Below are 24,190 nucleotides of genomic sequence, written 5' to 3' on the forward strand. Positions count from 1 at the left end.
TGTCCTTGCACCAAGACTGTAGGACTATCGGATGTCGAACCAGTTTCGCCCGACTATCGGTCCCCCCGCGGCCCGGGCCTAGCTGACGAAATCGAGGCGATAATCGGAGAACAACCCGCCGGGCTAGCGTCGACCTGCACATCAGTGCGATGCCGAGATACAGCGGGGTATCAGCATGGAGTTCCGCGTACTCGGGCCGGTCGAGGCCCGTCGTGGCGATGCCAGAGTTCCGCTCGCCGGAACGAAGATCCACACCATGCTCGCAGCGCTCCTGCTGGCCAGGGGCCAGGTGGTCTCCAACGAGCGGCTGAGCCGGGCGCTCTGGGGTTGGGAGCCGCCGGCGACGATGAACGCGCAGATCTACACCTATGTGTCCCGGCTGCGTAAGCAGTTGGGGGACACGGTCGCCATCAGCCGGCGGCAGCCCGGATACGCCCTCGACCCGCGGGACTCCTGGATCGACGCGGTCGAGTACGAGCGGCTGGACCGGCTCGGCCGCCAGGCCCTGGCGGCCCGTCAGTACGCCCGGGCCGCCACTCTGCTGCACTCGGCGCTGGAGCTCTGGCACGGCGTCCCGCTGTCCAACACCACGGCCTTCCTCTCGGAGTCCGAGGTGCCGCAGTGGGAGGAGGCCTGGGCCGCCACGCTGGAGAGCCGGATCGAGGCCGACCTCGCACTCGGCCTCCAGCAGGAGCTGATCCCCGAACTGACCCGGCTGGTCGCGGCGCACCCGCTGCGGGAACGCCTCAGAGTGCAGCTGATGACGGCGCTGTTCCGCTGCTCCAGACAGGCGGACGCACTCGCCGTCCACCGCGACTGCGTCCAGGTGCTGCGCGACGAGCTCGGGGTGGAGCCCGGGCCGGAACTGCGCGAGGTGCACCACCGGATCCTGGCCGGATCGCTGCCCGAGGCACCCACCGCACCGGTCGAACTCATCCGAACCGCGCCCGCCATGCTGCCCGCCGACAGCACCGACTTCACCGGCCGGCAAGCACAGCTGGCCGAACTGGTCGACGAGTTGGCCGGCCTGCCCGCCCCGCACGACCGGATCCGCCACCACCTGGTGGTGGTCACCGGCATGCCCGGCATCGGAAAGTCCGCGCTGGCCCTGCGCGCCGCCCACCTGCTGCGCGGCCACTTCCCCGACGGCCAGCTCTACACCGACCTGACCAGGCCGGACGGGACCGCCAAGGACCCCGCCGACGTACTGCAGGTCTTCCTGCGGGCGCTCGACGTGCCGCCGGCCGCGATCCCGCCCACCCTGGACGGACGGGTCCAGCTGTACCGCCGGGTGGTGAACGACCGCCGGGTCCTGGTGGTGCTGGACAACGCCGTCGACGAGGCCCAGCTGCGGTCGCTGCTGCCCAGCGGCGCCAACTGCCGCACCATCATCACCGGTCGCACCCCGCTGAACTCGCTGGAGGGCGTCGGCCTGGTCCGGCTCGGACCGCTCACCGCCGCCGAGGGCCTCGCCCTGCTCGCCGCCCTGGTCGGGCCGGACCGGGTGGCCGCCGAACCGGAGGCCGCCGCCGTCCTGGTCGAGCTGTGCGAACGGCTGCCGCTGGCCCTGCGGATCTGCGGTGCCCGCCTGGCGTCCCGACCGCAGTGGCCGCTGGCCCTGCTCTCCACCCGGCTGCAACCCGAGCAGCACCGCCTGGACGAACTGCGGCACGGCGGACTGGACGTGCGCGCCCGGCTGCGCAGCAGCTACACCGCGCTGCGCCCGACCGCCCGGGCGACGCTGCGCCAACTCGCGCTGCTGGGCCAGCCGCGCTGCACCGCGGCGCAGGTCGCCCTGCTGCTGCACACCGACGAGCGCCGGTCCGAGGAGGTCCTGGAGGAACTGGTGGACGCCCGGCTGCTGGACCTCGACAGCATCCGCGACGACCACCGGTTCAGCTACCGCCTCCACCCGCTGGTCCGGCTCTTCGTCCGGGAGCAGGCGGCCGAGGTGCTGGCCGCTTAGGGCCCGCCGTGCCGAACAGCTCAGACCGCCCGCTTGGGCGCACCCGGCCGGTCACCGATCGCGTGCGCCCCGCCGTCCACATGGACGATCTCGCCGGTGGTGGCCGGGAACCAGTCCGAGAGCAGCGCCACGCACGCCCGGGCCACCGGCTCGAACCGCGCGCCGTCCCAACCGAGCGGCGCCCGCTGGTTCCACTCGACCACCTCGTGGAAGTCACCGGAACCGATCGAGGCGGCCGCCGTGGTGCGCAGCGGGCCGGCGGCCACCAGGTTGACCCTGATCCCGCGCTCACCGAGGTAGGAGGCGAGGTACCGGGCGCACGACTCCAGTCCGGCCTTGGCCACGCCCATCCAGTCGTACTCGTACCAGGCCCGGGAGGCGTCGAAGTCCAGGCCGACGATCCCGCTGCCGTCGGCCAGCAGCGGGAGTGCCGCCCGGGTCACCGCCTGCAGGGAGTAGGCGGAGACCTGCACGGCCGGGGCGACGTCCTCCCACTCGGCGGTCATGAAGCCGCCGCCGAGCGCCGCCTGGGGCGCGAAGGCGACCGAGTGCAGCACCCCGTCCAGCCGGTCGGTGTGCTCACCCACCCGGGCGGCCAGCGAGGCCAGTTGCTCCCGGTCGGTCACGTCGAGCTCGACCACCGGCACCGGCTGCGGCAGCCGGCGGGCCACCCGCTCGACCAGGCTCATCCGGCCGAAGCCGGTGAGCACCAGGCCGGCGCCCTGCTCCTGCGCCACCCGAGCCGTGTGGAAGGCGATCGAATTGGTCGTCAGAACACCGGTGACCAGAATCGTCTTGCCCTTGAGTAGATCCATGCCTGCCCCCTGTGGGAACGCTACGAAATCGTGGGAACGCCACGAACGTCGGCCCCGGCCGATAAACACGCCGAGAAAGGGATGAAATGCTGGTAGTGCTCGACATCGCCGGGATCCTCTGCCTGCTCCAGGGCATCGCACCGCTCGTCCAGAAAGCGGCCGGGCAGGATCCGAAGAAGAGCTACTTCATCGTCAACCACTTCCCCATGACCAACCGCTGGTGAGCATCGGGCTCATCGTGCTCGGCGTGCTGCTGCTGGTCGTCGCGCGGGGGATCCGCAAGGCCCGGCGGTGACCGGTCGGGGCCGTCAGCGCAGGGCCCGGCCCACCAGGGCGACCACCGTGTCGATCACCCGGGCCGGCCCCTGCTCGAAGTAGAAGTGACCGCCGTCGAAAACGTGCTGGGAGCACGCGCCGGCGCTCAACTCACCCCAGGCGCGCGCCTGTTCGTCGTCCACCTCGGCATCGCCGCGGCCGCGCAGCACCGCGATCGGCAGTTCCAGCGCGGCCCCGGGCGGCACCCGGTGGGTTTCGGCCAGCTTGTAGTCCGCCCGGATCATCGGCAGCAGCAGCTCCCGCAGATCGGGGTCGTCCAGGGCCGCGCTGGTGTCGCCGGACTGCCGGCGGACCTCCGCCATCAGCTCCGCGTCCGGCGCCGCCCAGTGCTCGGCCGGCGGCTGCCGGTGCGGGGCCGCCCGGCCGGAGACGATCAGCAGGCGGGGCCGCAGGCCCGCCGCGGTGCAGCGCAGGGCCACCTCGTAGGCGATCGACGCGCCCATGCTGTGACCGAACAGCACCACCTCGCGACTGAACAGCGGGCGGATCGCCTCGGTGACGGCGTCGGCCATCTCGGCCATGCCCTCCACTGGCGCCTCGCCGAACCTGTCCTCCCGGCCGGGGTACTGCACGGCGTGCAACTCGACCTGCTGGGGCATGAGTTCGTGCCACGCCCGGTAGTAGCCCGCGGAGCCGCCGGCATGCGGCAGCAGCACCAGGTTGACCGCGGCCGCCGGGCTCGGCCGGCGGCTGCGGATCCACCGGGCCGTGGCGGTGCCGGCCGCCATCAGCCGGTCGCCTCGGCCATCGCCGCCACCAGGCTCGCCGGGCGCATGTCGGTCCACTCGCGCTCCACATGGGCCAGCGCGGCCCCGCGGTCCGCCGGGCCGAAGACCGTGCGCCAGCCGGCCGGGACCGCCGCGAACTCGGGCCACAGCGAGTGCTGGTTCTCGTCGTTCACCAGCACCAGGAAGCTGCCGTCATTGTCCTCGAACGGATTCGCCATGTCGGGTTCCCCTCAATCGAAACAGTTTCCGCACCATCACCGGCGAGCCGCTGCGGACGGCTCGCCGAAACGCCCGGCCAGGATCTTCCCGATTTCCGCGAGAACGTCCGGGCGGGCTATTTCTTCATGTATCGCGGTCAGCTCCTGGATTTCTATACCGCCGGTCAGGTGCCGCTGCCAGCGGGCCGCGTCGCGGCGCGGATCGACGGTCCAGTCCGCGGCCCGGAAGAACAGCAGGTCGCCGTCGAACCGGCGCGGCCGCGAGTTCAGCAGGGCGCGGCTGGTCAGCAGGTAGGTCTCCAGGACGGCCGCCGCCACGGTGTCGTCGACCCGGCCCAGCTCCGCGCGCACCAGCTCCAGCGCCCGGGCCTGGACCGCCGGGTCGGCCGGGTCGCCCAGCTCGGCACCGAACGCGTCACGGAACACCTGCTCCTGACTGACCTGCGCCGCGGTCTCGGCCGGCGGGTAGGAGTCCAGGATCACCAGCCGCTCCACCCGCTCGCCGCGCTCCTGGAGCAGCACCGCGACCTCGTGCGCCAGGTTGCCGCCGGCCGACCAGCCGAGCAGCCGGTACGGCCCGTGGGGCCGCAGCTCGGTGATCCGCTCGGCGTAGCCGCGGGCCAGCTCCGCCAGCGTCTCGGGTGACGCACCGCCGGTCAGGCCCGGCGCCTGCAGCCCGTAGAGCGGCTGTTCGCGGTCCAGGCCGCCCAGCAGGCCCGCGTAGCACCAGCTCAGGCCGGCGCCCGGGGCAGGCAGAAGAGGGGCGGCAGCGCATCGCCGGCGCGCAGCGCGAGCACCGGCTCCAGGCCGGCCGACGCGCCCTGGCGGTCCGCCAGCACCGCCGCCAGCGCGGCCGGGGTGGGGGCCGCGAAGACGGTCCGCAGGGTCAGCTCCGCGCCGAGCGCCGCCCGGACCTTGGGCAGCAGCAGGGCCGCCGAGAGCGAGTGGCCGCCCAGCTCGAAGAAGCTCTGCTCGGGAGCCACCTCGGGCAGGCCGAGCACCTCCGCGAAGACCGAGCAGAGCAGCTGCTCGGTCGCGGTGCGCGGCGCCCGGCCGTCCTCCCGGGCCGGCAGCTCGGGCGCGGGCAGCGCCCGCCGGTCCAGTTTGCCGTTGATGCCCAGCGGCAGCTCGGCGAGCATGACGAAGGCGCTCGGCACCATGTAGCCAGGCAGCACGGCGGCCACCGCGGTGCGCAGCGCGTCCGCCTGCGGCGGGGTGCCGGAAGCACCATCGGGCACCAGGTAGCCGACCAATTGGCCCTCGCGCCCCGGCTCCTGGCGGACGACCACCCGGGCTTGGGCCACTCCGGGCAGCTGCGACAGCACCGACTCGATCTCGCCCAGCTCGATCCGCAGCCCGCGGATCTTCACCTGGTCGTCGGTCCGGCCCAGGTACTCCAGCGCACCTCCCCCAGCCTCCGGCCGGGGGGACCCCCCTGCGGTCCACCGCACCAGGTCGCCGGTGCGGTACATCCGGGCTCCCGGCTCGCCGTGCGGATCGGCGGTGAAGCGCTCGGCGGTCAGCCCGGGGCGGCCCAGGTAGCCGCGGGCCAGCTGGCGGCCGGCCAGGTAGAGCTCGCCGGCCACCCCGGGGGCCACCGGGCGCAGGGCGGCGTCCAGCACGTACACCCGGGTGTTCCACACCGGCCGCCCGATCGGCACCGGGTCCTGGCCCGGCAGGCAGTCCCAGTGGGTCACGTCCACGGCGGCCTCGGTCGGCCCGTACAGGTTGTGCACCGGCGCGCCCAGCAGCGACAGCGCCCGGTCCTGCGTCGCCGCTGCCAGCGCCTCGCCGCTGCAGACCACCCGGCGCAGCACCCCGGCGCAGCGGGCTGCCGCCGGCTCCCGCAGGAAGGCGTCCAGCATGGACGGCACGAAGTGCACCGTGGTCACCCCGGAGGCGGCGATCTCCTCGGCGAGGTAGGCGGGGTCGCGGTGGCCGCCCGGCCGGGCCATCACCAGCGATGCGCCGGTCAGCAGCGGCCAGAAGAACTCCCAGACCGAGACGTCGAATCCGAACGGGGTCTTCTGCAGCACCCGGTCGTCCGGGCCCAGTCGATAGCGGTCCTGCATCCAGAGCAGGCGGTTGACGATGCCGGTGTGCGGCACGCCCACGCCCTTGGGCAGCCCGGTGGAACCCGAGGTGTAGATCAGGTACGCCAGGTGGCGCGGGTCCAGCGGGGCGCTGCGCTCGGCGTCGGCCAGCGGGCCCGCCGGGCGCACCGCCAACTCCCGGACCAGCTCGGTGCCGTCCAGCAGCAGCGGCTCCGGGCCGACCCCGGCGGGCAGCACCGCGGCGGTCTCCCGGTCGGCCAGGACGCAGACCGGGTCGGCGCCCTCAAGCATCCGGGAGATCCGGCCGGCCGGCAGCTCCGGGTCGATCGGCAGGTAGGGCGAGCCCGCCTTGAGCACCGCGAGCAGTGCCTCCACCAGCCGCCGCCCCGGTGCAGCGCGACCGCGACCGGCCGGTCCGGGCCGGCACCGCGCTCGACCAGCGCCCGGGCCAGCCGGTTGGCGCTCGCGTGCAGCTGCGCGTAGCTGACCGACTCGCCGTCGGCCAGCAGGGCGGGCGCCTCGGGCGAGCCGGTCGCCGCGGCCTCCAGCAGGGCGGTGAGGGTCACCTCGGGGACGGGATGCGCGGTGTCGTTCCAGCCGGTCAGCAGCCGGTGCCGGGTGCCGGCGTCCAGCAGCGGCACGTCGGCGATCGGGCGGGTCGGGTCCTCGGCGGCGGCCGTCAGGAACCGGTGCAGCCAGTCGGCCAGTCGGGCGGCGGTGGTGCGGTCCACCACGTCCGGCCGGTAGGCGAGTTGGAAGCGCAGCTGGTCACCGGGCAGCGCGAGCAGCGTGATGCCGTAGTGGGTGGCGTCCCGGGCCTCCAGGTCGGTGATCCGCAGCCCGCCCGCCGGCTGCGGGGCGTCGGCGGCGCCGACCGGGTAGTTCTCGAACACCAGGGTGGTGTCGAAGAGTTCACCGTGGCCGGCGGCGGACTGGAGGGTCGCGAGCTGCATGTGCTGGTGCGGCAGCAGCGCGCTCTGGGCCTGCTGGACGGCCTCGAACAGCTCGGCGAGCCGCTCGTCGGACTGCCAACCCACCCGCACGGGCAGGGTGTTGATCAGCAGGCCGACCATGGACTCGACGCCCGGCAGCTCCGGCGGGCGCCCGGAGACAGTGCCGCCGAAGACCACGTCGGTGCGGCCCAGATGGTGGCCGAGGACCAGGCCCCAGGCCGCCTGCACCATGGTGTTGACCGTCCAGCCGTGCGACCGGGCGGTGGCGGCCAACTGCTCGGTGAGTCCCACCGACAGGGCACTCCGGTGCACCTCGGGGAGCAGCGCGGCGGCGCCCTGGCGGCCCGCGCCGAGCAGGGTCGGCTCGGCCAGCCCGGCCAACTCCGCCTCCCAGGCAGCCGAGGCGGCCGGCTGGTCCTGGCGGGCCAGCCAGGCCAGGTAGTCGCGGTACGGAGCCACCCGGCGCATGCCGGTCGCGTCGCCACGGCGCTCGTACAGCTCGAAGAGGTCGTCCAACAGGATCGGCACCGACCAGCCGTCCACCAGGATGTGATGCAGCGTCAGCAGCAATCGGGCCGCGCCGCCTGCGAGGTGCACCAGCACGAAGCGGAGCAGCACGTCCTCGTCCAGCGCGAACCGGTCGGCCCGCTCCTCGTCGCGCAGGGCGTCGAAGGCCTTGGCCGCCTCGGTCACGTCCCGGTCGGACAGGTCGAGTTCGCGCCACGGCAGCTCCACCGTGCGGCGAACCACCTGGACCGGCTGGTCCAGGCCCTCGTGCACGAAGAGGGCACGCAGGTTGGGGTGGCGGGCCAGCAGCGCTTCGGCGGCGGTGCGCAGCCGAGCGGTGTCCAGGGTGCCACTCATCTCCACCGCGAGCTGCACGGTGTAGACGTCCGGGCCCTCGCTGTCGTACAGCGTCTGGAACAGCAGCCCGTGCTGCAGCGGAGAGAGTGGGAGCACGTCCTCGATCGAGCGCTGAGTGTTCGTCACGGTCTTCGTCTCCCTCTACTTCCTCAACTTGGCTTCGAGGAGGTCGATGTGCTGCTGGGACAGTCCGACCAGGGTGAGGTCGGAGGGGGTGAGGCCGCCGGCCTCCGGGCTCTCGGCGTGGTCGCGCAGAGCTTGGAGGGCCTGCTGCCAGAGGGCAGCGAGGTGCTCGACGTCGGGTGCGTCGAACAGGGCGGCCGGCCAGGCCAGGTCGACGGTCAACCGGGGGCCGTCCGGGGTGTCGTGGGTGGCAGCGTTGATCTCCAGGGCGTGGGCGAACGGCAGTTCGGCGTCGCCCAGCGCGGAGCCCGCGCCCGTGTCGCCCACCGCCAGCCAGTGGGCGTCGGTGCCTTGGTCGGTGGTGAAGCGGCCGAGGTAGTTGAAGCCGATCTGGGGGCCGGGTGGGCGGCCAGGGTGGTGGCGGTGGCGGGGTTGAGGTAGCGCAGCAGGCCGTAGCCCAGGCCGTGGTCGGGGACGGCGCGCAGCTGCTCCTTGACCTCCTTCAGGGCGGTGCCGTTGGCGGGGCCTGCGGTGGTGACCTCGGTCCAGGTGAGCGCCGGGGGTGTGAGGCGGACCGGGTGCATGCTGGTGAACCAGCCGACGGTGCGGGTCAGGTCGTGGCCCGCGTCGAGGGCATCCTCGTGACGGCCGTGGCTTTCCAGGTCCAGCAGCAGGCCGTCGCGGGTCTGCTCCGGGCGCCACTGGCGTGCGGCCAGCGCGAGCGCCGTCAGCAGCACGTCGTTGACACCCGCGTTGTACGCCGCCGGGACGGTGGTCGACAGCGCCTCGGTCAACTCCGGGGCGAGGGTGACGGTGTGGGACTCGGCCGTACCCAGGGTGTCCCGCTGGGAGTCGAGGGCGTGCTTGCCGAGCTGGGCCGGGGTGGCAGACACCATGCTTGACCAGTACGGGAGTTGGTCGGTCCAGCGGGGGTGGGTGGCGGCGCCGGTGAGGGCCTGGGACCAGCCGAGCAGCGAGGTGCCGACCGGCTCCAGCTCGCCGCCTGCATAAGCGGCCGCCAGGTCGGGCAGCAGGATCCGCCACGACACCCCGTCCACGACCAGGTGGTGGACCACCAGCAGCAGCACACCGTCCGCATCCGGGCCGTGGTCGAACCAGACCGCCTGCAGCATGACCCCGTGCTCCGGGTCCAGACGACGCCGGGCCGCCTCGGTCTCGGCCGCCACCGCCGCCGGGTCGGCGCTCTCGACGCGGTGGACCAGTGCCGTCACGTCCGGGCCGTGGTCCGGCTCGGGCACCTCCAGGTGCCAGGTGCCGTCGGCGGTGACGGTCAACCGGGCGCGCAGGGCGTCGTGGTGGCGGATGACGGCGGCGATGGTGGCGGTGAGGGAGGTCAGGGTGAGGTCGGCCGGCACGGGGACGGTGTAGGCCTGGTTGAACTCGCGCACCGGGCCGCCCCGGCCCGCAGCCACTCCATCACCGGCAACAGCGGCACCGACCCGACAGCCTCACGACCGGGCACGATCGTTTCGGCGGCGTGGGTGGCGACTGCCGCCAGTTCGCGGACCGTCTTGTGCTCGAACACATCGCGCGCCGTCAGCACCAACCCCGCCTTGCGGGCCCGGCTGACCAACTGGATCGAGGCGATGCTGTCGCCGCCCAGGTCGAAGAACCCGTCATCGATCCCGACGCTGTCGCGGCCCAGCACCCCGGCGAAGACCTCGCACAGGATCCGCTCCCGCTCGCTGGTCGGGGCCACCAACTCGACCTCGCCGGAAGACTCGGGCGCCGGCAGCGCACGCTTGTCGAGCTTGCCGTTCACCGTCAACGGGAATGCGTCGAGGGCGACGAACGCCGAAGGCACCATGTAGGCCGGCAGCCGGCTCGCCGCGTACTCCCGCAACCCGTCCACCGCGCCGACCACGTAGGCGACCAACTGCTTGTCCCCGGGCCGGTCCTCGCGCACCACCACGACCGCGTGCACCACATCCGGATGCCCCGCGAGCACAGCCTCGATCTCCGCCGGCTCGATCCGGAACCCACGGATCTTCACCTGATCGTCCGCACGACCCACGTAGTCGATCGCGCCGTCCGCCGTCCACCGCACCAGGTCACCCGTGCGGTACATCCGCCCACCCGGCGCACCGAACGGATCCGCCACGAACCGCTCCGACGTCAGATCCGCCCGCCCGCCGTACCCCCGCGCCAACCCCGACCCCGCCAGATACAGCTCACCGACGGAACCCGGCGGCAGCAGCTGCAGCAAGTCACCCAGCACATAGGCCCGCGTCCCCGACATCGGCGCACCGATCGGCACACCGGCGGCCAGTGAACGGCCGGCAGGCACCGGCCAGCCCGTGGCGTAGGTGGTGGTCTCCGTCGGCCCGTAGACATGAGTGATCCGCAGGTCGGGGCAGACGCGCAGCGCCTGCTCGACGGCCTCCGAAGACACCTTCTCGCCGCCGAACAGGACCTCCCGCAGCCCCGCGAAGGCCTGCGGCTCCTCCACCGCGATCGCATTGAACAGCGCCGTCGTCAGGAACACCGCCGTGACACCGTGCGTCGCGATCGCCGCCCGCAGCTCCTCCGGCCCCAGGTGCCCGCCATCGGCGACCACCACGCGGCCGCCGCGCAGCAGCGGAGTCCACAGTTCGTAGGTCGAGGCGTCGAACGCGTGCGAGGAGTGCATCAGCACGCAGTCATGGGCCCCGGTGGCGAACATCGGGTCGCGGGCCAGGTCCACCACGCTGCCGTGGCCGGCCATGACGCCCTTGGGCCGCCCGGTCGTGCCGGAGGTGTACATCACGTAGGCAAGGTGGTCCGCATCGATGGTGTCGGGGTCCAGCACCGGCGTGCCCGGGTACCCGTCTGCGCGCTCCACAAGGTCCCCGAGCTGCATGGACCGCGCGCTCGCCGCCAGGTCGTCGGGGAGCGTGTCACGGTCGGTGAGCAGCAGCGGGGCCTGGGCGTCGCGCACGATCCAGGCCAGCCGGTCCGCCGGGTAGGCGGCGTGCAGCGGCACGTAGCAGCCACCCGCCTTCAGCACCGCCAGCTCGGCCAGCACCAGTTCGAGCGAGCGGTCCAGGAACAGCGCCACCGGTGTGCCCAGGCCGACCCCCTGCTCGCGCAGGACGTGTGCCCACTGGTTGGACCGCGCATCCAACTCCGCGTAGCTGACCGTTTCTTCGTCCGAGACGACCGCCACCGCGTCGGGCGTACGGGCCACCTGCTCGGCGAAGGCCGCCACCACGCTGCCGCGCCGGGGAACAGGTGCGCCCTGCCCCCAGACGGTCAGCTGCTGGGCCACCTCGTCGTCGGAGAGCAGCTGGATCTCCGCCAGCCGGCGCTTCGGCTCGGCACCCACCTGGCGGCAGACCCGGGCCAGCCGCTCGCAGAGCACCCGTACGCTCGACGCGTCATAGAGGTCCTGGGCGAACTCCACTGTGGCGTCCAGGCCGTTGGGTCGCCCCTGGTCGTCGAAGGTCTCGCGGAGGTCGAACAGCAGGTCGAACTTGGCCTGGCTGCCGGAGATCTCCACCAGCGAGGGTGCGAGGCCGGGCAGGTCGAGGTCGGCTTCCGGGGTGTTCTGCAGGGTGAGCAGGGTCTGGAACAGCGGGTGCCGGGCCAGTGAGCGCTCGGGGTTGAGCACCTCCACCAACCGCTCGAACGGCACGTCCTGGTGGGCGAAGGCTGCCAGGTCCCAGTCCCTGACCCGGTCCACCAGCTCCAGGAAGGTGGGGTCGCCCGAGGTGTCGGTCCGCAGCACCAAGGTGTTGACGAAGAACCCGACCAACTCGTCCAGCGCCTCGTCCGTACGGCCCGCCATGCCGGTGCCCAACGGGATGTCCGTGCCCGCTCCCAGCCGGGTGAACAGCGCGGCCAGCGCGGCCTGCAGGACCATGAAGAGGCTTGCGCCGGACTCCCGGGCGAGCGCCACCAGCGCCTGGTGCACGCCCGCGTCCAGCTGCCAGTCCAGGCGTTCGCCGTGGTAGGAGGCGATTGCGGGGCGCGGCCGGTCGGCCGGCAGCTCCAGCACATCCGGCAGATCGGCCAACGCCTCCTGCCAGAAGCGGAGTTGCTGCGAGATGACACTCTCCGCGTCGTCCTCGGAGCCGAGCATCTCCCGCTGCCAGAGTGCGTAATCCGCGTACTGCACGGGCAGTTCGGGCAGCTCCCGGCCCAGGTAGCCGGCCTCGAAGTCCCGCAGCAGCGGTGCCAGCGACCAACCGTCACCCGCGATGTGGTGCAGCACCAGCAGCAGCACATGCTCATCGGGCGCAATTCGGAACAGCGTGGCACGCAACGGGAGTTCGGCTTCCAGATCGAAGCCCCAGGACGCCTCGGCGGCCGTTGCCTCGGCCAACTGGGGCTCGTTGAGCTCGGTGACGGTCAGCGGCAGCTCCGCCGCGGGCAGCACCAGTTGCTCGGCCTGTCCGTCGGCCTCGCGGTAGAGCGTGCGGAGGGCCTCATGGCGGGCCACCACGGCGTTCAGCGCAGCCGTCAGCGCCGCCACATCCAAGGCGCCGCGCAGTCGGATGGCCAGCGGGAGGTTGTACATGCCGCCGCTGTCCATCCGGTCCAGGAACCAGACGCGCTGCTGTGCGTACGACAGCGGGATCCGCTCCGGGCGTGGCACCACCCGCATCACCCGCGATCGCGCGCCCACCGAGCCCTCGTCCAGCGCCCGGGCCAGCTGCGCCACCGTCGGATTCTCGAACACCGTCCGGATGCTCAGCTCCGCGCCCAGCACCGAGCGGATCCGGCTCAGCAACCGGGTCGCCAGCAGTGAATGCCCGCCCAGGCCGAAGAAGTCGTCATCGATCGAGACCCGGTCGACGATCAACAACTCGCGGTAGATCTGGACCAGTTGTTCTTCACGCGCATTGCGTGGTGCGCGTCCGCCGCCGAGTCCCGCCCACTCCGGCGCCGGCAACGCCCGCCGATCCAACTTCCCCGACGCCGTCAACGGCAACGCATCCAACACCACGAAAACCGACGGCACCATGTACCCCGGCAACAACCCCGCCACATGATCCCGCAGCCCGTCCACATCCACATCCCCCACCACATAACCCACCAACTGCCGATCCCCCGCCCGCACCTCACGCACCACCACCGCCACCCGCTCAACCCCCGCAAACCCCCGAACAACCGCCTCCACCTCACCCAACTCAATCCGGAACCCCCGCACCTTCACCTGATCATCCGACCGCCCCACAAACACCAACCCACCCGACCGATCCCACCGCACCACATCCCCCGTCCGATACATCCGCCCACCCACCGCAAACGGACACGCCACAAAACGCTCCGCCGTCAAACCACCCCGACCCACATACCCCCGCGCCACACCCACACCCGCGATATACAACTCCCCCGCCACCCCCACCGGCACCGGACGCAACCACTCATCCAAAACAAACACATCCGTCCCCGCCACCGGCCCACCAATACCCGGCACCACCCCCACCGGCCCATCCACCACACCCACCACCGAATACACCGACGTCTCCGTCGGCCCATACCCATTCGTCACATCCCACGCCACCGCCCGCACCGCATCCGCCAACGACGCCGAAACCGCCTCACCACCCAACAACACCCGCAACCCCGACAACACCCCAGGCACCGCATCCACCAACGCCTGCACAAACGTCGGCGTCCCCTGCACAAACGTCGCCCCCGACCCCTCAACCAACCCCGCCAACCGCACCGGATCCAACACCACCTCCCGCTCCACCAACACCAACCGCCCACCCCCCAACAACGGTACGAACAACTCCACATTCGAAATATCAAACCCAAACGTCGTCACCCCCAAAAACACCGACGACGCCGACACCTCAAAACGCACCCCCATATCCCCCAACACATTCGCCAACCCACCCCGCGTCACCACCACACCCTTGGGCCGACCCGTCGACCCCGACGTGTACAACACATAAGCCACCGCACCATCCGGCACCGAAACCGGAACCCACCCACCACCATCAAGCCCCTCATCCCCCAGCCCATCCACAACCACCAACTCCGCACCACCAACGGAAGGCAACCGATCCCGCACCACACTCGACGTCACCACACACGAAGCCCCCGAATCCCCCAAGATGTACGCCACCCGCTCCCCCGGCAACTCCGGATCCACCGGAACGAACCCCGCCCCCGCCTTCAACACCGCCCACAACGCCACCACCAGATCCACCGACCGCGACAACGCCACCGCCACCCGGTCATCCACCCCACCCCACGCCCCACCAACACCCGAGCCAACCGCCCCGCACGAGCAGCCAACTCCCCATACGTCACCCGCTCCCCACCACACACCACCGCCACCACACCAGGAGTACGAGCCGCCTGCTCCTCCAACCCCTCCACCACACCCCGCACCACACCCAACCGCTCACCACGACCCCACCCCGCCAACACCACCCGCTCAACCTCAGACACCAGATCCAACCCGGAAAGCCGAGCGTCCGGAGTGGCCGCGAAGGCCGCCACGACCCGGGTCAGGCGGTCGCAGAAGGCCTGAACGGTCTCGGCGTCGTACAGATCCAGTGCGTAGTCGACGTCGCCGGCGATCCCGGCCGGGCGGCCTTGTGCGTCGAAGGTCTCGTGCAGGTCGAAGGTCAGGTCGAACTTGGCGACACCGCCGCCGAGTTCCACCACCGACGGGGTGATGCCGGGCAGGTCGAGGTCCGGCTCGGGCGCGTTCTGCAGCAGCAGCATGGTCTGGAACAGCGGCTGCCGGGCCAGTGAGCGCTCCGGGTTGAGCACCTCCACCAGGCGCTCGAACGGCACGTCCTGGTGGGCGTAGGCCGCGAGGTCGGTGTCCCGGACCCGCTTGACCAGGTCGCGGTAGGTCGGGTCGCCCGAGGTGTCGGTGCGCAGCACCAGGGTGTTGACGAAGAACCCGACCAACTCGTCCAACGCCTCGTCCGTACGGCCTGCGATGGCGGTGCCCAACGGGATGTCGGTGCCGGCACCCAGCCGGGTGTAGAGCGTGGCCACGGCCGCCTGCAGCACCATGAAGACGCTCGCGCCGCACTCCCGCGCCAGCGTGGCGAGGGCCTGGTGGGCGGCGGCGTCGAGCTGCCAGGCCAGCCGGCCACCGCGGTAGCTGGCCACCGCCGGGCGCGGCCGGTCGGCCGGCAACTCCAGCACCTCCGGCAACCCCGCCAACGCCTCACGCCAAAACGCCAGTTGCCGCGCCGCCAAACTCTCCGGATCACCCTCCGAACCGAGCACCTCCCGCTGCCACAACGCGTAATCCGCATACTGCACCGGCAGTTCGGCCAGCTCCCGCCCCAGATACCCCGCCTCCAGATCACGCAGCAACGGCGCCAACGACCAGCCGTCACCCGCAATGTGGTGCAGCACCAGCAGCAGCACATGCTCATCCGCACCAAGCCCGAACAGCACCGCCCGCAACGGCAACTCCGCCGCCAGGTCAAACCCCTGCCCAGCCACCCCCGCCAGCGCACCGGACAGCTCCGGCTCCCCAACCCGACGAACCGTCAACTCCAGCGGCGCCGACGACAGAACCACCTGCCGCGGCTCACCATCAACCTCCGGGAACACCGTCCGCAACGCCTCATGCCGAGCCACCACCCCGTTCAACGCGGCCTCCAACGCCGCCACGTCCAGGGCTCCGCGCAGCCGGACGGCGACCGGGATGTGGTAGGTGCCGCCGTCGGTGCCCAGCCGGTCCAGGAACCACAGCCGCTGCTGGGCGAAGGAGAGCGGCACGACCGTCGGCCGCTCCATCGCCCGCACCGCCGCCCGGGCCTCGGCCGCACCGCCGAGCGCCTTGGCCAGCCGGGCCACCGTGGTGTTCTCGAAGACGGTCCGGATCGGCAGTTCCACGTCCAGGGCGGAGCGGACCCTGCTGACCAGCCGGGTGGCGAGCAGCGAGTGCCCGCCCAGGTCGAAGAAGTCGTCGTCGATGCCGACCGCCGGGAGGCCCAGCACCTCGGCGAACACCCGGCAGAGGATCTCCTCGCGCGGCGAGCGCGGGCCGCGACCGGCTCCGACGCCGATCGCGACGGTGGGCGCGGGCAGCGCACGCTTGTCGAGCTTGCCGTTCACCGTCAGCGGCAGCACGTCGAGGGCGACGAAGGCCGACGGCACCATGTACTCGGGCAGCCGGGTGGCGGCGTAGCCGGCCAACTCGGCGGTGGCGCCGACCACATAGGCGACCAGCTGCTGGTCCCCGGGCCGGTCCTCGCGGACGACGACGGCGACCTGGCTCACCTCGGGGTGGTCGCCTAGCACCGACTCGATCTCGCCCAGCTCGATCCGGTAGCCGCGGATCTTCACCTGGTCGTCCACCCGGCCGGCGAACTCCAGTGTGCCGTCGGCTCGCCAGCGGACCAGGTCGCCGGTCTGGTACATGCGACTGCCGTCCCCCTCGAAGGGGTTGGCGACGAACCGCTGCGCGGTCAGCCCGGGGCGCGCGACATAGCCGCGGGCCAGGCAGGTCCCCGCGATGTACAGCTCGCCGACCACGCCGGGCGGCACCGGCCGCAGCGCACCGTCCAGCACGTACAGCCGGCAGTTCCACATCGGCCGGCCCAGCGAGAGCACCTCGCCGGGGATCACGTCGCCGGGCTCGATGGCCAGCGTGGTGCAGCCGACGGTGGTCTCGGTCGGGCCGTACTCGTTGAGCACCCGGACCCCGGGGTGCTCCTGGCGCCACTGGTCGAGGTGCGAACCGGGCAGCGGCTCGCCGCCGAGCACGAGTTCGGCGGTGGGCGAGTAGTCGGCGGGCAGCGCCCGGAGCAGCGCGAGGTGGCTGGGGGTGCCCTTGAGGTAGGCCACGCCGCCGGCCGGCACGGGGGCCAGCGGGTCGGGCTGCCCGTCGGCGAACCGGGTCAGGTGGACGGTCCCACCGCTGATCAGCGGGGCGTAGAGACCGGTGACGGTCAGGTCGAAGGAGACCGGCGAGTGCACCAGGCTGCTCTGCCGGGCCGCCGGGTAGACCTCGCAGGCCCAGAGCAGGTAGTTGACCACGGCCTGGTGCTCGACCTGCACGCCCTTGGGACGCCCGGTGGAGCCGGAGGTGTAGATGACGTACGCGGGATGCCCGGGCAGCAGCGGCGCGGTGCGGTCGGCGTCGGTCAGCGGGGTCTCGGGCAGCACGGCCAGCTCGGCGGCGAACTCCGGATCGTCCAGGAAGAGCAGCTCCGGGCTGCCCGCCGGGAGCGAGCCGGCCGTGGCGGCGGTGGTCAGCACGCAGACGGGTGCGGTCTCCTCGAACAGCCCGGCGATCCGCTCGGCCGGGTGGTTCGGGTCCAGCGGCAGGTAGCCGGCGCCGGACTTGAGCACGGCGAGCAGCGCGGTGACCAGCTCGGGCCGCTGCGGCAGGGCCAGCGCGACCATCCGTTCCGGCCCGGCGCCGCGGGCCACCAGCGCCCGGGCCAGCCGGTTCGCCCGGGCGTGCAGCTCGCGGTAGTCGACCCGGGCGTCACCGCAGCCGACGGCGACCGCGTCGGGGTGAGCGGCGGCCGCCTCCTCCAGCAGGGCGGTCAGGGTGGTGGCCGGGATCGGGTGCTCGGTCTGGTTCCACTCGGTGACCACCTGGCGGCGCTCGGCGGCGGAGAGCAGGTCGAGCTCGGCGATCGAATGCTCGGGCCGGTCGGCGGCGCTCTCCAGCACCCGGTGCAGCCCGTCCGCCAGCCGGACGGCGGTCGGGCGGTCGACCACGTCGGGGCGGTAGTCCAGCCGGAAGGTCAGCCGCTCGCCGGGCAGGCCGACCAGGCTGACCGCGTAGTGGGTGGCGTCCCGCGCGTCCACCTCGGTGATCTCCAGGCCCCCGGAGAGCGGCGGTGCCTGCTCGGCGCCGAGCGGGAAGTTCTCGAAGACCGTGGTGGTGTCGAAGAGTTCGCCGTGTCCGGCCTGCGCCTGGATGGCCGCCAGCTGGACGTGCTGGTGCGGGGTGAGCGCGCTCTGGTGGTCCTGCAGCCGGCCGAACACCTCGGCCAGCCGCTCGTCCGCCTGCCAACTCACCCGAACCGGAAGGGTGTTGATCAGCAGGCCGACGATGGTCTCGACGCCGGGCAGCTCCGGCGGACGGCCGGAGACGGTACCGCCGAAGACCACGTCGGTCCGGCCCAGCTGCCGGCCGAGCACCAGGCCCCAGGACGCCTGGGCCATGGTGTTGACGGTCCAGCCGTGCGCCCGGCCGGTCGCGGCGAGCCGCTCGGTCAGCTCGGCGGACAGCTCGACGGCGACCGACTCCGGGATCACCGGGGCGGTCGCCTGCCTGCCGGCGGCCAGCAGGCTTGGCTCGGCCAGCCCGGCGAGCTCGGCCTCCCAGGCGGCCAGCCCGGCCGGCTGGTCCTGACCGGCCAGCCAGGCCAGGTAGTCGCGGTACGGGACTACCCGGCGCATGCCGGTCGACTCGCCACCGCGTTCGTACAGCTCGAACAGGTCGTCCAGCAGGACGGGTACCGACCAGCCGTCGACCAGGATGTGATGAATCGTCACGAGAAGGCGGGACCGGCCGTCGGGGAGCAGTGCCAGCGTGAACCGGACCAGCGGCGGGCGGGCCATGTCGAACCGGCGCACCCGCTCCTCGTCGGCGAGCCGGGCGTACTCCGCCTCCGCCGCCGGGCCCCGGTCGGACAGGTCGACCTCGCGCCACGGGGTGCGCACCTGGCGGCGGACCACCTGCACCGGCCGCTCAACGCCCTTGTGGCGGAAGCCGACCCGCAGGTTGGAGTGCCGGGCCAGCAGCGCTTCGGCGGCGGTGCGCAGCCGGGCGCTGTCCAGCGCGCCGCTCATCTCTACCGCCAGCTGGACGGTGTAGACGTCCGGACCCTCCTGGTCGTACAGCGCGTGGAAGAGCAGGCCCTCCTGCAGCGACGACAGCGGGAGCACGTCCTCGATTGCCGACTTCCTCATGGCGATACCTTTCGAACTGTCAGTGGGTGGGGCGGATTTCGAGGGGTGCCGATCAGTAGGAGTCCGGGTCGTCGTCCTCGTCGAACTCGCCGTCGTAGTCCGACTCGTCCTCCTCCAGGAGGTCGATGTCGCGCTGGCTGAGGCCGACCAGGGTGAGGTCGGAGGGGGTGAGTCCGCCGGCCTCGGAATGCTCGATGTGGTCGCGCAGAGCCTGCAGGGCCTGCTGCCAGAGGGCAGCGAGGTGCTCGACGTCGGGTGCGTCGAACAGGGCGGCCGGCCAGGCCAGGTTGGCCTGCAGCTGCGGGCCGTCCGGGGTGTCGTGGGTGGCCGCGTTGATGTCCAGGGCGTGGGCGAACGGGAGTTCCGCGTCACCGACGGCGGTGTCCGCCTCTTCGAGCGCCAGCCAGTGGGCGTCGGTGCCCTGGTCGGTGGTGAAGCGGCCGAGGTAGTTGAAGCCGATCTGGGGGGCCGGGTGGGCGGCCAGGGTGGTGGCGGTGGCGGGGTTGAGGTAGCGCAGCAGGCCGTAGCCCAGGCCGTGGTCGGGGACGGCGCGCAGCTGCTCCTTGACCTCCTTCAGGGCGGTGCCGTTGGCGGGGCCTGCGGTGGTGACCTCGGTCCAGGTGAGCGCCGGGGGTGTGAGGCGGACCGGGTGCATGCTGGTGAACCAGCCGACGGTGCGGGTCAGGTCGTGGCCCGCGTCGAGCGCGTCCTCGTGACGGCCGTGGCTCTCCAGGTCCAGCAGCAGGCCGTCGCGGGTCTGCTCCGGGCGCCACTGGCGTGCGGCCAGCGCGAGCGCCGTCAGCAGCACGTCGTTGACACCCGCGTTGTACGCCGCCGGGACGGTGGTCAGCAGAGCCCGGGTCAACCCCGGGGTGAGGGTGATGGTGTGGGACTGGGCGGTGCTGAGGGTGTCCCGGGCGGGTAGTACGTAGTCCTTGCCGATCGCCTGCTGGTCGACCGTGAGAGTGTGCTGCCAGTACGGTAGTTGGTCGGTCCAGCGGGGGTGGGTGGCGGCGTCGGTGAGGGCCTGGGACCAGCCGAGCAGCGAGGTGCCGACCGGCTCCAGCTCGCCGCCTGCATAAGCGGCCGCCAGGTCGGGCAGCAGGATCCGCCACGACACCCCGTCCACGACCAGGTGGTGGACAACCAGCAGCAGCACACCGTCCGTGTCCGGGCCGTGGTCGAACCAGACCGCCTGCAGCATGATCCCGCGCTCCGGGTCCAGACGGCGCCGGGCCGCCTCGGTCTCGGCCGCCACCGCCGCCGGGTCGGCGCTCTCGACGCGGTGGACCAGTGCCGTCACGTCCGGGCCGTGGTCCGCCTCGGGCACCTCCAACTGCCAGGTGCCGTCGGCGGTGACGGTCAACCGGGCGCGCAGGGCGTCGTGGTGGCGGATGACGGCGGCGATGGTGGCGGTGAGGGAGGTCAGGGTGAGGTCGGCCGGCACGGGGACGGTGTAGGCCTGGTTGAACTCGCGCACCGGGCCGCCCCGGCCCGCAGCCACTCCATCACCGGCAACAGCGGCACCGACCCCACACCCTGGCGGCCGGGCACCTCCACCGCACCCGCCTGCGTGGCGACTGCCGCCAGTTCGCGGACCGTCTTGTGCTCGAACACATCGCGCGCCGTCAGCACCAACCCCGCCTTGCGGGCCCGGCTGACCAACTGGATCGAGGCAATGCTGTCGCCGCCCAGGTCGAAGAACCCGTCATCGATCCCGACGCTGTCGCGGCCCAGCACCCCGGCGAAGACCTCGCACAGGATCCGCTCCCGCTCGCTGGTCGGGGCCACCAACTCGACCTCGCCGGAAGACTCGGGCGCCGGGAGCGCACGCTTGTCGAGCTTGCCGTTCACCGTCAACGGGAATGCGTCGAGGGCGACGAACGCCGAAGGCACCATGTAGGCCGGCAGCCGGCTCGCCGCGTACTCCCGCAACCCGTCCACCGCGCCGACCACGTAGGCGACCAACTGCTTGTCCCCGGGCCGGTCCTCGCGCACCACCACCACCGCGTGCACCACATCCGGATGCCCCGCGAGCACAGCCTCGATCTCGGCCGGCTCGATCCGGAACCCACGGATCTTCACCTGATCGTCCGCACGACCCACGTAGTCGATCGCGCCATCCGCCGTCCACCGCACCAGATCACCCGTGCGGTACATCCGCCCACCCGGCGCACCGAACGGATCCGCCACGAACCGCTCCGACGTCAGATCCGCCCGCCCGCCGTACCCCCGCGCCAACCCCGACCCCGCCAGATACAGCTCACCGACGGAACCCTGCGGCAGCAACTGCAGCAAGTCACCCAGCACATAGGCCCGCGTCCCCGACATCGGCGCACCGATCGGCACACTCGTGCCCGCCGCCCGCAGCCGCGGGACGGGAAGAGTCGTGGCGAAGGTCGTGGTCTCGGTCGGCCCGTAGACATTCACGGCCCAGACGTCGGGGCAGGCCAGCAGCACCTGATCGACCGCCTCGACCGAGACCTTCTCGCCGCCGAACAGGACCTCCCGCAGCCCCGCGAAGGCCTGCGGCTCCTCCATCGCGATCGCGTTGAACAGCGCCGTCGTCAGGAAGAGCCCGGTGACGCCATGGGTCGCGATCGCCGCCCGCAGCTCCTCCGGCCCCAGATGCCCGCCACCCGCCACGACCACCCGGCCGCCACGCAGCAGCGGAGTCCACACCTCGTAGGTCGAGGCGTCGAACGCGTGCGAAGAGTGCATCAGCACGCAGTCATGCGCGCCCGTGCCGAACATCGGGTCGCGGGCCAGGTCCACCACACTGCGATGGCTCACCATGACGCCCTTGGGCCGCCCGGTCGTGCCGGAGGTGTACATCACGTACGCCAGTTGGTCGGCCGGGGTTTCCGCCGCCTGCGGGGCGGTCGTCGGATAGTCGGCGACCCGGTCGGGGTGGCCGGCCGGCAGCACGGTCCGCACCGCCTCGGCCAGCCCCTCCGGGAGGGTCGCCCGGTCGGTGAGCAGCACCGGGGCCTGGGCGTCGCGCACGATCCAGGCCAGCCGGTCCGCCGGGTAGGCGGCGTGCATCGGCACATAGAGCCCGCCGGCCTTCAGCACCGCCAGCTCGGCGACCACCAGTTCGAGCGAGCGGTCCAGGAGCAGCGCCACCGGCGTCCCCGCACCCACCCCGTGCTCGCGCAAGAAGTGCGCCCACTGGTTGGACCGCGCATCCAACTCCGCGTAGCTGACCGTTTCTTCGTCCGAGACGACCGCCACCGCGTCGGGCGTGCGAGCCACCTGCTCGGCGAAGGCCGCCACCACGCTGCTGCTCTGCGAGACAGGTGCGCCCTGCCCCCAGACGGTCAGCTGCTGGCCCACCTCGTCGTCGGAAAGCAGCTGGATCTCCGCCAGTCGGCGCTTCGGCTCGGTCGTGACCTGCTCCAGCACCCGGGCCAGCCGCTCGCCCAGCAGCTCGACGCTCGGCGCCTCGTAGAGGTCCCGGGCGAACTCGATCTCGCCGGTGATTCCGGTCGGGCGGCCGTGATCGTCGAAGGTCTCACGGAAGTCGAGCAGGAGGTCGAACTTGGCCTGGTTGACGCCCACATCGACGGCGGACGGCGTGATGCCGGGCAGGTCGAGGTCGGGTTCCGGGGTGTTCTGCAGGGTGAGCAGGGTCTGGAACAGCGGGTGCCGGGCCAGTGAGCGCTCAGGGTTGAGCACCTCCACCAGCCGCTCGAACGGCACGTCCTGGTGGGCGTACGCCGCCAGGTCCCAGTCCCTGACCCGGTCCACCAGCTCAAGGAAGGTGGGGTCGCCCGAGGTGTCGGTCCGCAGCACCAAGGTGTTGACGAAGAACCCGACCAACTCGTCCAACGCCTCGTCCGTACGGCCCGCCACACCCGTGCCCAACGGGATGTCCGTGCCCGCACCCAGCCGGGTGAACAGCGCAGCCAGCGCGGCCTGCAGGAGCATGAAGACGCTCGCCCCGCACTCCCGGGCGAGGGCGGTCACCGCCTGGTGGCCGGCCTCCGGCAGCTGCCAGGCGATCCGCGCGCCCCGGTAGGAGGCGATCGCCGGGCGCGGCCGGTCGGCCGGCAGCTCCAGCACATCCGGCAGATCGGCCAACGCCTTTTGCCAGAACGCCAGTTGCTGCGAGATGACGCTCTCCGTGTCGTCCTCGGAGCCGAGCACCTCCCGCTGCCACAGCGCGTAGTCCGCGTACTGCACGGGCAGTTCGGGCAGCTCCCGGCCCAGGTAGCCGGCCTCGAAGTCCCGCAGCAGCGGTGCCAGCGACCAACCGTCACCCGCGATGTGATGCAGCACCAGCAGCAGCACATGCTCGGTCTTGGTGATGCTGAACAGCACTGCGCGCAGCGGCAGTTGGACCGCAAGGTCGAAGCCACGGGACGCCTCGGCGGTCAGCGCCGACAGTAGCTCGTCCGCACCCACCTGCCGGGTCACCAGGTCGAGAGCGGCCTCGGGCAGGATCCACTGCTCGGGGCATCCGTCGTTCTCCGCGAAGAGCGTACGCAGCGTCTCATGGCGAGCCACCACGGTGTTCAACGCCCTTTGCAGAGACGCCAGATCGAGGTTCCCCTCAAGGCGCACCGCGACCGGGATGTTGTAGGTGCCGCCCTGCACATCGAGCCGCTCCAGGAACCAGAGGCGCTGCTGTGCGTACGACAGCGGGATCCGCTCCGGGCGCTGCTCCACCCGGGCCACCCGCGACCGCGCGCCCACCGCATCGTCGTCCAGCGCCCGGGCCAGCTGCGCCACCGTCGGGTTCTCGAACACCATCCGGATGCTCAACTCCGCGCCCAGCACCGAGCGGATCCGGCTCAGCAACCGGGTCGCCAGCAGCGAATGCCCGCCCAGGTCGAAGAAGTTGTCGTCAATGGTCACGCGCTCCGCGTCGAGCACCTCACCGAAAACCCCGACCAGGACGGATTCCTGTGCGGTGCGTGGTGCGCGTCCGCCGCCGAGTCCCGCCCACTCCGGCGCCGGCAACGCCCGCCGATCCAACTTCCCCGACGCCGTCAACGGCAACGCATCCAGCACCACGAAAACCGACGGCACCATATACCCCGGCAACAACCCCGCCACATGATCCCGCAGCCCGTCCACATCCACATCCCCCACCACATAACCCACCAACTGCCGATCCCCCGCCCGCACCTCACGCACCACCACCGCCACCCGCTCAACCCCCGCAAACCCCCGAACAACCGCCTCCACCTCACCCAACTCAATCCGGAACCCCCGCACCTTCACCTGATCATCCGACCGCCCCACAAACACCAACCCACCCGACC

At 72.0% G+C, this 24,190-nt stretch carries 11 protein-coding genes and 3 pseudogenes; 2 read left to right on the forward strand and 12 right to left on the reverse strand.

Features of this window, described 5'->3' with window-relative positions:
* Nucleotides 1–256 precede the first annotated feature (256 nt).
* Nucleotides 257–1,966 (forward strand): AfsR/SARP family transcriptional regulator, encoded by a 1,710-nt coding sequence (locus tag E6W39_RS19880; protein ID WP_228718232.1) that lies wholly within the window; start codon nt 257–259, stop codon nt 1,964–1,966.
* Nucleotides 1,967–1,986: 20 nt separating this feature from the next.
* On the opposite strand, the gene fabI is transcribed toward E6W39_RS19880, so the two are convergent.
* Nucleotides 1,987–2,781: an enoyl-ACP reductase FabI gene (gene fabI, locus E6W39_RS19885; RefSeq protein WP_141634667.1), complete on the reverse strand. Its 795-nt coding sequence runs from the start codon at nt 2,779–2,781 to the stop codon at nt 1,987–1,989.
* Nucleotides 2,782–2,867: 86 nt separating this feature from the next.
* On the opposite strand from fabI, the gene E6W39_RS39520 reads away from it, so the two are divergent.
* Nucleotides 2,868–3,005 carry a hypothetical protein gene (locus E6W39_RS39520; protein WP_181799353.1) on the forward strand — a complete coding sequence of 46 codons (138 nt, stop codon included), beginning with the start codon at nt 2,868–2,870 and terminating at the stop codon, nt 3,003–3,005.
* 84 nt (nt 3,006–3,089) lie between these two features.
* Here the strand turns inward: E6W39_RS39520 and E6W39_RS19890 are convergent, their stop codons facing one another.
* The 11 genes and pseudogenes from E6W39_RS19890 to E6W39_RS19935 all read right to left on the reverse strand — a co-directional run bounded on the left by E6W39_RS19890 (nt 3,090) and on the right by E6W39_RS19935 (nt 24,149).
* Nucleotides 3,090–3,845, reverse strand: coding sequence for a thioesterase II family protein (locus E6W39_RS19890; protein WP_141634668.1), 756 nt, complete (start codon nt 3,843–3,845; stop codon nt 3,090–3,092).
* Complete coding sequence (locus tag E6W39_RS19895) at nt 3,845–4,063, reverse strand: MbtH family protein (RefSeq protein WP_141634669.1); 219 nt, start codon at nt 4,061–4,063, stop codon at nt 3,845–3,847. The genes E6W39_RS19890 and E6W39_RS19895 overlap by 1 nt, the downstream gene beginning before the upstream one ends.
* Before the next feature lie 36 nt (nt 4,064–4,099).
* The gene (locus tag E6W39_RS19900) at nt 4,100–4,819 is read right to left on the reverse strand and encodes an alpha/beta fold hydrolase (protein ID WP_141637841.1); all 720 of its coding nucleotides are present in this window, start codon (nt 4,817–4,819) and stop codon (nt 4,100–4,102) included.
* A pseudogene (locus E6W39_RS43025) lies at nt 4,795–6,462 on the reverse strand (amino acid adenylation domain-containing protein); the annotation flags it as partial. The pseudogene E6W39_RS43025 and the gene E6W39_RS19900, both read right to left, overlap by 25 nt.
* Nucleotides 6,463–6,560: 98 nt before the next feature.
* Nucleotides 6,561–8,060, reverse strand: a pseudogene (locus E6W39_RS43030) (condensation domain-containing protein); the annotation flags it as partial.
* Between the two features lie 15 nt (nt 8,061–8,075).
* Nucleotides 8,076–8,654 (reverse strand): hypothetical protein, encoded by a 579-nt coding sequence (locus E6W39_RS41730; protein ID WP_267286763.1) that lies wholly within the window; start codon nt 8,652–8,654, stop codon nt 8,076–8,078.
* Nucleotides 8,552–9,490: pseudogene (locus tag E6W39_RS41735) on the reverse strand (condensation domain-containing protein); the annotation flags it as partial. The gene E6W39_RS41730 and the pseudogene E6W39_RS41735, both read right to left, overlap by 103 nt.
* Nucleotides 9,412–14,256, reverse strand: a complete 4,845-nt coding sequence (locus E6W39_RS19920) for a non-ribosomal peptide synthetase (protein ID WP_228718233.1) — start codon at nt 14,254–14,256, stop codon at nt 9,412–9,414. The gene E6W39_RS19920 and the pseudogene E6W39_RS41735, both read right to left, overlap by 79 nt.
* Nucleotides 14,187–18,920: a non-ribosomal peptide synthetase gene (locus E6W39_RS43580; protein ID WP_181799355.1), complete on the reverse strand. Its 4,734-nt coding sequence runs from the start codon at nt 18,918–18,920 to the stop codon at nt 14,187–14,189. Before E6W39_RS43580 ends, E6W39_RS19920 begins: the two co-directional genes overlap by 70 nt.
* Before the next feature lie 52 nt (nt 18,921–18,972).
* Complete coding sequence (locus E6W39_RS19930) at nt 18,973–20,400, reverse strand: condensation domain-containing protein (RefSeq protein WP_181799356.1); 1,428 nt, start codon at nt 20,398–20,400, stop codon at nt 18,973–18,975.
* Complete coding sequence (locus E6W39_RS19935) at nt 20,346–24,149, reverse strand: non-ribosomal peptide synthetase (protein ID WP_228718697.1); 3,804 nt, start codon at nt 24,147–24,149, stop codon at nt 20,346–20,348. Before E6W39_RS19935 ends, E6W39_RS19930 begins: the two co-directional genes overlap by 55 nt.
* Nucleotides 24,150–24,190: the final 41 nt, after the last annotated feature.

It is taken from the genome of Kitasatospora acidiphila, assembly GCF_006636205.1.
Classification (GTDB): Bacteria; Actinomycetota; Actinomycetes; order Streptomycetales; family Streptomycetaceae; genus Kitasatospora; species Kitasatospora acidiphila.

Bases quoted from the DNA above. Each gene is read 5' to 3' on its own strand.
- E6W39_RS39520 (WP_181799353.1), top strand. From the start codon at position 2,868: ATGCTGGTAGTGCTCGACATCGCCGGGATCCTCTGCCTGCTCCAGGGC.
- E6W39_RS19895 (WP_141634669.1), bottom strand. From the start codon at position 4,063: ATGGCGAATCCGTTCGAGGACAATGACGGCAGCTTCCTGGTGCTGGTG.
- fabI (WP_141634667.1), bottom strand. From the start codon at position 2,781: ATGGATCTACTCAAGGGCAAGACGATTCTGGTCACCGGTGTTCTGACG.
- E6W39_RS19880 (WP_228718232.1), top strand. From the start codon at position 257: ATGCTCGCAGCGCTCCTGCTGGCCAGGGGCCAGGTGGTCTCCAACGAG.
- E6W39_RS19890 (WP_141634668.1), bottom strand. From the start codon at position 3,845: ATGGCGGCCGGCACCGCCACGGCCCGGTGGATCCGCAGCCGCCGGCCG.
- E6W39_RS43580 (WP_181799355.1), bottom strand. From the start codon at position 18,920: ATGAGGAAGTCGGCAATCGAGGACGTGCTCCCGCTGTCGTCGCTGCAG.